We start from the raw sequence: 9,160 nt of genomic DNA on the forward strand, positions 1-9,160 counted from the left end.
TATGAAAACATTAGATAAAGCAAAAACCTGGTTAGACTCAGCTGTTTTTGATCAAAAAACGATTGAAGAAGTTCAAGAATTAATCAATAACAAGCCTCAACAATTAGAGGAAGCATTTTATAAAAATTTAGAATTTGGCACTGGCGGTATGCGAGGCGTTATGGGTGCTGGCACAAACCGTATTAATAAATACACGCTCGGCAAAAATTCGCAAGGCATCGCCGACTACCTTAAAGAGGTTTATCCAAACGAGCAACACAAAGTTGTGATCGCTTACGATTGCCGTCACAACTCTCAAGAATTTGCTTATGAAGTTGCCAAAGTATTTAGTGCAAATGGTGTTCAAGTTTATATTTTTCCAGAGTTAAGACCAACTCCACTTTTGTCTTACTCAGTTAAACATCTTGGTTGCCATTGCGGAATAGTTTTAACAGCAAGCCATAATCCTCCTGAATATAACGGTTACAAAGTTTATTGGACGGATGGTGGTCAACTTGTTCCACCTCAAGACAAAGATATCATCAACAGAATTGATAATCTTGAATTTAAAGATGTCAACTTTAACGGAAATAATGATTTAATTAAAAAATTAGGAGAAACTGAAGATGAGGCTTTCATAAATGACTCTATCAAAAATGGAGGATTCAATACCACTGAAGAAGAGCGTAAAAAACTCAACATCAGTTACACTTCATTGCACGGAACATCAATCACGATTATTCCAAAAGTACTGAAAAAAAGAGGATACGAGCAATTACATATTGTTGATCAACAAGCCGAACCAAACGGCGATTTCCCAACTGTTGAATCACCTAACCCAGAGGAACCTGCGGCACTTAAAATGGCTTTGGAGCTTGGTGAAGAAAAAGGCAGCGACCTTGTTGTTGGAACCGATCCAGATAGTGACAGACTTGGTATTGCAGTAAGAAATCTAGAGGGAAAACTTCAACTATTAAACGGAAACCAAACAATGGTTATGATGACGTGGTTTTTGCTTGAAGAATGGAAAAAAGACGAACGCATTAAAGGTCAAGAATTCGTTGCATCAACTATTGTTTCAACGCCATTAATGCAAGTGCTAACTGAAAGTTACCAAGTTGAATACAAAGAGAGTTTGACAGGTTTTAAATGGATTGCAAAACTCATTAAAGATAATCCTGAACTTGATTTTATCGGTGGTGGCGAAGAAAGTTTCGGCTATATGGTTGGTGACTTTGTCAGAGATAAAGACGCTGTGACTTCAATTTTATTAGTTTGTGAAATGGCAGCTCAACTCAAAGCAAAAGGCTCATCAATTTATGAGAAAATGATTGAACTTTACGTTGAACACGGCTATTTTAAGGAGCATTTGGTTGCGCTTGTTAAAAAAGGAATTGAAGGTGCTGAGGAAATCAAACAAAAAATGATTGATTTACGCGATAATCCCTTAAAAGAAATCGATGGTGAAAAAATTGTGCTTGTTGAAGATTATTTAAGCAGAAAGGCTAAAAACACTCAAACAAAAGAAACTTACGATATTAACGTGCCACAATCAAACGTTCTAATTTATTACACAGAAAACGGAACAAAAATCGCGGCTCGACCAAGCGGAACAGAACCAAAAATCAAGTTTTATATCAGTGTCAATGCTGAATTAAAATCAACAAAAAAATATAAAGAAATCACTGAGATGCACGATGCAAAAATCAAACGCATCGTCAAAGAACTCAGTATTGCTTAATAGAAATTAAATAGATGAATTACTTTAAAAAAATTCTTCGCTTTGCGAAACCTTATAAAAAGTATGCAATATTAAATATTATTGCCAATATTTTTTATGCCTTATTCAGTGCCTTATCTTTTGTGGCGCTCATCCCGATGCTCGATGTATTGTTTGGAGATAAAGATGCAAACAAAATTCAAGAAGAACCTGTTTATCAAGGCCTAGGAAGCGCTAAGGATTTTTTTAAAGACTATCTGTCTTATCATGTGCATCAAATTTCGCAAGACGATGCATCTGTTGCGTTAATGCTTGTTATAGGATTAGTTATTGCTTTATTCTTTTTAAAAAACATCGCGAATTATCTTGCCATGTTTTTTATTACATTTCTAAGAAATGGCGTCTTAAAAGACCTGCGTAATGCGATGTACAAAAAAACAGTTGAACTCCCTCTCTCCTATTATTCTGAAAAAAGAAAAGGTGATACCATTGCAAGAATTACAAGTGATGTCCTTGAGATTCAGCATTCATTTTTATCTATTCTAGAACTGATTGTCAGAGAGCCTTTAACCATTTTGTTCACCATTGCTACTATGCTACTCATTAGTGTTAAGCTCACTATTTTTGTTTTTATTTTTATTCCTGTTTCTGGCTTTATTATTTCATTAATAGGTAAATCATTAAAAAAGAAATCTGATTTAGTTCAAAAAGAACAAGGTTTGTTTTTATCCATTTTAGAAGAAACTTTAGGTGGTTTAAAAATTATAAAAGGATTTAATGCTGAGAATATTTTCAATAATAAATTTCAGGAATCAACAAATAAATTTTATAATTATTCAAACAAACTTCTTAATCGTCAGAATTTGGCTTCACCAGCAAGTGAGTTTCTTGGCATTAGTGTCATCGCTGTATTATTATGGTATGGCGGAAATATGGTTTTAGAAGAAGGCACGCTTGATGGCAGTAGTTTTATTGCTTATATGGGACTTGCTTATAATATTTTAACGCCTGCTAAAGGAATTTCAAAAGCTTCATATAATGTCAAAAAAGGAAATGCAGCAGCCGAACGTGTTTTGGAAATTTTAGAAACTGATAACAAAATAAAAGACCCAGTTAATCCTGTTGAGAAAAAAGAATTTATATCAGCATTACATCTCAATAATATTTCATTTGCTTATGAAAAAGAAAAGGTTTTAAAGAACTTTTCTGCAACTGTCAATAAAGGTGAAACACTTGCATTAGTTGGTCAATCAGGAAGTGGGAAATCAACAATTGCCAACTTAATTACACGTTTTTATGATATTAATGAAGGTGAAATTAAGATAGACGACACCAACATTAAAGACATGACGCAACACAATTTACGAGATTTGATGGGACTTGTCACGCAGGATTCAATTTTGTTTAACGAAACAATTGAGGCCAATTTAAGAATAGGGAAAACGGATGCAACCGAAGCTGAACTGATTGAAGCTTTAAAAGTTGCCAATGCTTATGAGTTTGTGATGGATTTACCAAAACAATTACAAACCAATATTGGTGATAGCGGAAACAAACTTAGTGGAGGACAAAAGCAGAGACTTTCTATTGCAAGAGCAGTCCTTAAAAATCCGCCAATCATGATTCTTGACGAAGCTACTTCAGCACTCGATACTGAAAGTGAAAAACTCGTGCAAAGAGCTTTAGAAAACATGACAAAAAACAGAACCTCAGTTGTCATTGCGCATCGTTTATCAACTATTCAAAACGCAGATCGAATTATTGTGATGCAAAAAGGAGAGATTGTTGAGCAAGGGAAACATAATGAGTTGATAGCCAAAAAAGGAACTTATAAAAAACTTGTCGATATGCAGTCTTTTGATTCTTAATTTAAAACTTTGACAGAAAAAGAAATCATAACAAATCTTCAGAATGGAACGCGCCAAGAGGAGGCTTTTGCTGCACTTGTTGATCAGCACAAGGTCAGATTATACTGGCATATTCGAAACTTCGTTAAGACACATGAGGACACTGATGATGTACTTCAAAATACCTTTATAAAAGTTTATAAGAACATTAAAAAATTTAAAGGTGACAGTCAACTTTTTAGCTGGATGTACCGTATTGCTAGTAATGAATCTATTACTTTTTTAAATAAAAAAGCTAAGAAGAAAAACATCAGTAATGAAGAGCTTAAAGATTATTTAATCAATTCATTAGAAAGTGATGTTTATTTTGAGGGTGATAAAATTCAATTGCAACTTCATAGAGCAATTGAAACACTACCGACAAAGCAAAAAGAAGTTTTTATAATGCGTTATTTTGAAGAAATGCCTTACAAAGAAATGGCTGAAATTTTAGAGACAAGTGAAGGCGCTTTAAAATCGAGTTACCATCATGCTTCTAAAAAAGTAGAAAAATTTTTAAAAAACAATTAAACCTTTGAGCTCTTTTAAAGTCTTAAAATCAATGACTAGAGATAAAAATAAATATCGAAATAAAACAGGATTTAAAACACCTGAAGATTATTTTAAGAACTTTGAAGTTGATTCTTTAAAAGCTTTAAAAGATAATCAGTCTATGAAAACTCCTGATACTTATTTTGAGAATTTCAAAGTAGATATACCTCAAGAAAAATCAAGAGTAATTCAGCTAAAACACTTTTATTACGCGGCTTCAGCAATTGCAGCCATTTTAATTTTAGCATTTGTTCTAAATCCTCTATTCAAAAATCAACTAAATCAAGATGAGTTAAAATTCTCATCAATTGAACAAGATGAATTAGAAAATTATATCGAAAATGAAATTGAAAATCCTTTAGATTATATAGATCAAAATTTAAAATTTGATTTTAATAAAGAATTTGAAAATTCACAGATTGGCTCGCAAAAAATCATCTATTACATTGGTGATGATATTTATGACCAAGATTATTTAGATTTTTAAGATGAAAAAAATAATTACAATCTTTATACTTTTAGTAAGTATAACAACCTTTGCACAGAAGGATGATAAGATACAAAGCCTTAAAATCGGTTTTTTTACTGAAAAATTAGACTTATCAAGTGAAGAAGCTAAAAAGTTTTGGCCAGTTTACAATAAACATAATAATTTATTTAAAAACTTAAAAAATAATAAATGGGTATCTATCAAAAAACGTTTATCTAAAATTGAAGATTTGCCCGAAGTTGAAGCTGAAGCACTTTTAACAGATTATATGTCATATAAGTCTGAGCGTGAAAAATTAAGAAAAAGTTTTGTTGAAGAATTAAAGACTGTCATAACACCAAAGCAAATTATGACACTTAAATACGCTGAATACCAATTTAACAAAAAACTACTAAAACAATACAACAGCTCTTCGACTACTAGGGACTAATTGATTATCTTTGCACTAAATTTTTTGAATGCGCCTACACAGGAATTTAGTCTTTGCAGTGATTGATACATTGCACCTCGTTTTTAATGAAGATAAATACGCTGATAAAGAAATCTCAAAAACACTAAAGCGTGATAAACGCTGGGGTTCACGAGATCGTGCTTTTATAGCAGAAACAACTTATGATATTGTTCGTTGGAAGCGATTATATAGCGAAATAGCAGATGTAAAAGCACCTTATACAAGAGCAAATCTATTCAGACTTTTCACAGTTTGGGCAACGCTAAAAGGTATACAAATACCTGATTGGCCTCAGTTTGAAGATACGCCTACTCGCCGCATTAAAGGTCGCTTTGATGAACTTTCTCAAATACGAAAATACAAAGAATCTATACCTGATTGGTTAGATGAGTTAGGAGAAAAAGAACTTGGAAAACTTTGGGATAAAGAAATTAATGCTCTAAACAAGCAAGCTTCTGTTGTGTTAAGAACAAACAGATTAAAAACAAATCCTAAAGAACTTCAAAAGACATTAGATGAGGAGCAAATTGCTACGAAGTTACTTTCCGAATATCCAGATGCATTAGAATTATACGAAAGACAAGATGTTTTCAAAACTCAAGCTTTCAAAAAAGGTTTGTTTGAAGTTCAAGATGCTTCCTCTCAAAAAATAGCACATGCACTTGATGTACAAGAAGGAATGCGTGTCGTTGATACTTGTGCTGGCGCTGGCGGCAAAGCCTTACACCTTGCAGCTATTATGGAAAATAAAGGTCAAGTGATAGCGCTTGATATTTATGCCAATAAACTCAAAGAATTAAAACGCAGAGCGAAAAGAGCTGGTGCACATAACATTGAGACAAGACACATTGATACGACTAAAGTGATCAAAAAACTTTATGACTCTGCTGATCGTGTTTTAATTGATGCGCCTTGTACAGGTTTAGGTGTTTTAAGAAGAAACCCAGATGCTAAATGGAAACTCTCTCCGGAATTTTTAAAAGAAATCACAGAAAAACAAAGTCAGATCCTTTATCAATATTCACGTATTGTCAAATCTGGCGGAAAACTTGTTTATGCAACTTGCTCAATTTTACCAAGTGAAAATGAGAAGCAAATTGAAAAATTCTTATCAACTGAAGAAGGAGAAAAATTCAAGTTAATTAAAGAACAAAAAATATCAGCTTACCAATCAGGCTATGATGGTTTTTATTATGCAGTTTTATTAAAAAAATAATATATAATGAAAAAAATTTCTACTCTCTTATTTTTAAGTTTTGCTTGCATTATTTATGCACAAGCACCCGCAGGCTATTATGATGCGGCAGATGGTTTAACAGGCTATCAGCTAAAAACTGCTCTTAATCAGATTATTGATGGGAATGATGATAACAACGGATTTTCTTATCATCAAGCTCAAGGATATAATGATTTATATGATGCATACGCTGAACCTAACAGTGGTGATACGGATGATTATTACGAAAATGATGGATCTGTTTTAGACATGTATTCTGAAAAACCAAATGGTCCAGAAAGCTATAACTACAATCATTTCAGTAATAATTGCGGTCAATACTCAGGAGAAGGCGATTGTTTAAATAGAGAACACTTGGTTCCACAATCAACTTTTAATTCAGGGTCTCCTATGAAAAGTGATTATTTTCATGTCGTTCCATCTGATGGTTATGTCAACGGCAGAAGATCAAGTCATCCTTTTGGGGAAGTAACAAATGCATCTTGGACATCAACAAATGGATCAAAAGTTGGACCTAATACATTTTCTGGCTACAATGGAACTGTTTTTGAACCAATTGATGAATTCAAGGGAGACATTGCGAGAGCTGTTTTATATTTTGCCATCAGATACGAAAGTGAAATCAACGGAAGTTGGAGTTCAAATGATGTCTTAGAATTTAGTGATTACAGTCAGTTTTATCAACAATGGTATATTGACTTATTACTTTCTTGGCACTTAAATGATCCTGTTAGTCAAAGAGAGATTGATAGAAATAACAATGGATATGCATTTCAAGGTAACAGAAACCCATTAGTTGACCATCCTGAATATGCTTCATTAATTTGGGATCCAAACCCAGATACGACTGCACCTTCGGCACCGACAAACTTAACTGCCTCTTCCATTACAAATAGTAGTGTCGTTTTAGATTGGACTGCATCTTCAGATGATATAGGCGTTGTAGAATATCAAATAGAGCAAGATAACACTGTTATTGGTACAACAGATCAAAACACATTGACTTATCAAGTTAATGGTTTAGATGGAGAAACTTTATACAACTTTAGAATTTATGCTATTGATGGCTCTGCTAATGTTTCTGATCCAAGTGAAAATCTTGAAGTGACAACGCTTGCCGATCCTGATTTTGTATTCTTTGAAGATTTTAATGATTGTACAACTGTCAGTGATAACTTTATGACTGTCAGTGAGCAAAGTTCACTTGACTGGACTTGTATGGAATCTTTTGGCGAAAACAATACGGGAAGTTACCAAATGAACTCTTATTCAAATGGACAACAAACACCAAGTTTAGACTGGTTGATTACAACAAATCCTATCATGTTTGAAAATTTAGGAAATAGTATGTTGAGCTTTTATGCTGAAGCTACTTTTGGAAACACTCAACTTGAGCTTGTCTATTCTACTGATTATGATGGTGGACAGAATCCATCCAATTTTACATGGACGGCAGTTCCTAATGTCGATATTCCTCTTTATTCAGGTTCGAGTGGAAATCCGCAATCTTTCAATTTTGAAAATATTGATATTAGCAACATCACTGAAAATGCTTATGTGGCTTTTAAATATGACACCACTAATGGTGAGCAAGCAACACGTTGGACGGTTGATAACTTCAAAATAGAATCTAGTTTTTTATCAATTAGCTCAGCAAATGCGCAGTTATTTAAAATTTACCCGAATCCTAATAAAGGTCAAGTTTTATTTATTCAATCAGAGCTTAACGCTTCAAAAATGATTAGCATCTATCAAATGAATGGTCAAATGGTTGAAGAGTTAAAATTAGATGCTAATCAAGAAAAGATTGAGTTTAATTTACAAGAAGGATTTTATATTATCAAAATCAAATCTGGAAAAACGACTACAGTTAAAAAATTAGTTGTAAAAAATTAAACAAGAAAAAATGAGATAATTAAAAGCTGAACCCATAAAGTTCAGCTTTTTTTTGGTCGAGTTTAAACCTATAAATATCAGTATCATCTCTATTATAAAGCTGATTTGAAAATATTTACTTGAAATGAATATAACACTATTTTCGATACAACTAAAAGAAGTTAAACCGAAACGCTTAGTCGCTAATCGAAATTTTTATGTTTGTATAACAAGGTCAGTTTATCAGCTATCTTAAGCTTATTGTAGTGCATTAGAAAATATTATTTTAAAAAATAGTGATAACAACTTTTTAGCCATATAGCTGCAGTCCTTAACTATTGGGCATTTTAATTGCAATTTTAAAAATTAGTACCGTCTTAAATGACTTTATGAAATATTACAATTATTACAGATACACGTTTCGTATAAACGGCAAAACGCTCATGGAAATTATCAACGGTCAAGAAATCGATAAAACCATGTTTTCTGAAATCCTCAGCCAAGCTAAAGTAAATAAGTTAAAAGTGAATAAAAACTTCAATGAGTGTGTTGCCAAAATAGGATGTAATAGATCATAAAATTAAATCCAAGCTCGTGAAATTTGATTTTCAAGCGACTCGTTTTAAAACCAATTTTCAATATGCCAATGAAATTCTAAAAAGCGTTAAGACAGTTTTTAAACTGCCTTAACTCTAAATCACTCTATTTCAATACTGTTCCAACTTTGGAACACTTTTGTCGCGGTTTTAACGATTAGTGCCTGTTAAAGAAAAACTTGAACCTATTGCTTGAACTCCTGATTTTTAGACATAAAGTCGAAATTTTATCAGTAACCTTTGTTAAAAAAAACACCTTTTTTCTTTGCTTTATTTATTGCTGAGTTCAACCCATAAGTGCAAAACATTTGTTTTCTAGGACTTCAATTGGGTTGTTATAATTAAATTTTCTAATTGGTCTGTAATTTAGTAAT

At 32.6% G+C, this 9,160-nt stretch carries 8 protein-coding genes; all 8 read left to right on the forward strand.

Annotation, left to right across the window (positions count from 1 at the left end):
* Nucleotide 1: 1 nt before the first annotated feature.
* Nucleotides 2-1,720 (forward strand): phospho-sugar mutase, encoded by a 1,719-nt coding sequence (locus tag BLV84_RS06875; protein ID WP_093242209.1) that lies wholly within the window; start codon nucleotides 2-4, stop codon nucleotides 1,718-1,720.
* A 14-nt stretch (nucleotides 1,721-1,734) separates the two neighbouring features.
* On the forward strand, nucleotides 1,735-3,567 hold the full coding sequence (locus BLV84_RS06880; protein ID WP_093242214.1) for an ABC transporter ATP-binding protein: 1,833 nt from the start codon (nucleotides 1,735-1,737) through the stop codon (nucleotides 3,565-3,567).
* A 9-nt stretch (nucleotides 3,568-3,576) separates the two neighbouring features.
* Nucleotides 3,577-4,116, forward strand: a complete 540-nt coding sequence (locus BLV84_RS06885) for an RNA polymerase sigma factor (RefSeq protein WP_093242218.1) — start codon at nucleotides 3,577-3,579, stop codon at nucleotides 4,114-4,116.
* Nucleotides 4,117-4,147: 31 nt separating this feature from the next.
* On the forward strand, nucleotides 4,148-4,624 hold the full coding sequence (locus BLV84_RS06890) for a hypothetical protein (protein ID WP_093242222.1): 477 nt from the start codon (nucleotides 4,148-4,150) through the stop codon (nucleotides 4,622-4,624).
* Nucleotide 4,625: 1 nt separating this feature from the next.
* Complete coding sequence (locus BLV84_RS06895) at nucleotides 4,626-5,057, forward strand: hypothetical protein (RefSeq protein WP_093242226.1); 432 nt, start codon at nucleotides 4,626-4,628, stop codon at nucleotides 5,055-5,057.
* Nucleotides 5,058-5,085: 28 nt separating this feature from the next.
* Complete coding sequence (locus BLV84_RS06900; protein WP_093242231.1) at nucleotides 5,086-6,294, forward strand: RsmB/NOP family class I SAM-dependent RNA methyltransferase; 1,209 nt, start codon at nucleotides 5,086-5,088, stop codon at nucleotides 6,292-6,294.
* 6 nt (nucleotides 6,295-6,300) lie between these two features.
* Nucleotides 6,301-8,211: an endonuclease gene (locus BLV84_RS06905; RefSeq protein ID WP_093242235.1), complete on the forward strand. Its 1,911-nt coding sequence runs from the start codon at nucleotides 6,301-6,303 to the stop codon at nucleotides 8,209-8,211.
* Between the two features lie 422 nt (nucleotides 8,212-8,633).
* Entirely contained in the window at nucleotides 8,634-8,768 is a 135-nt protein-coding gene (locus BLV84_RS12645; RefSeq protein ID WP_262501508.1) for a hypothetical protein, read from the forward strand.
* Nucleotides 8,769-9,160: the final 392 nt, after the last annotated feature.

Source organism: Psychroflexus halocasei (assembly GCF_900107595.1).
In the GTDB taxonomy this organism is placed as follows: Bacteria; Bacteroidota; Bacteroidia; order Flavobacteriales; family Flavobacteriaceae; genus Psychroflexus; species Psychroflexus halocasei.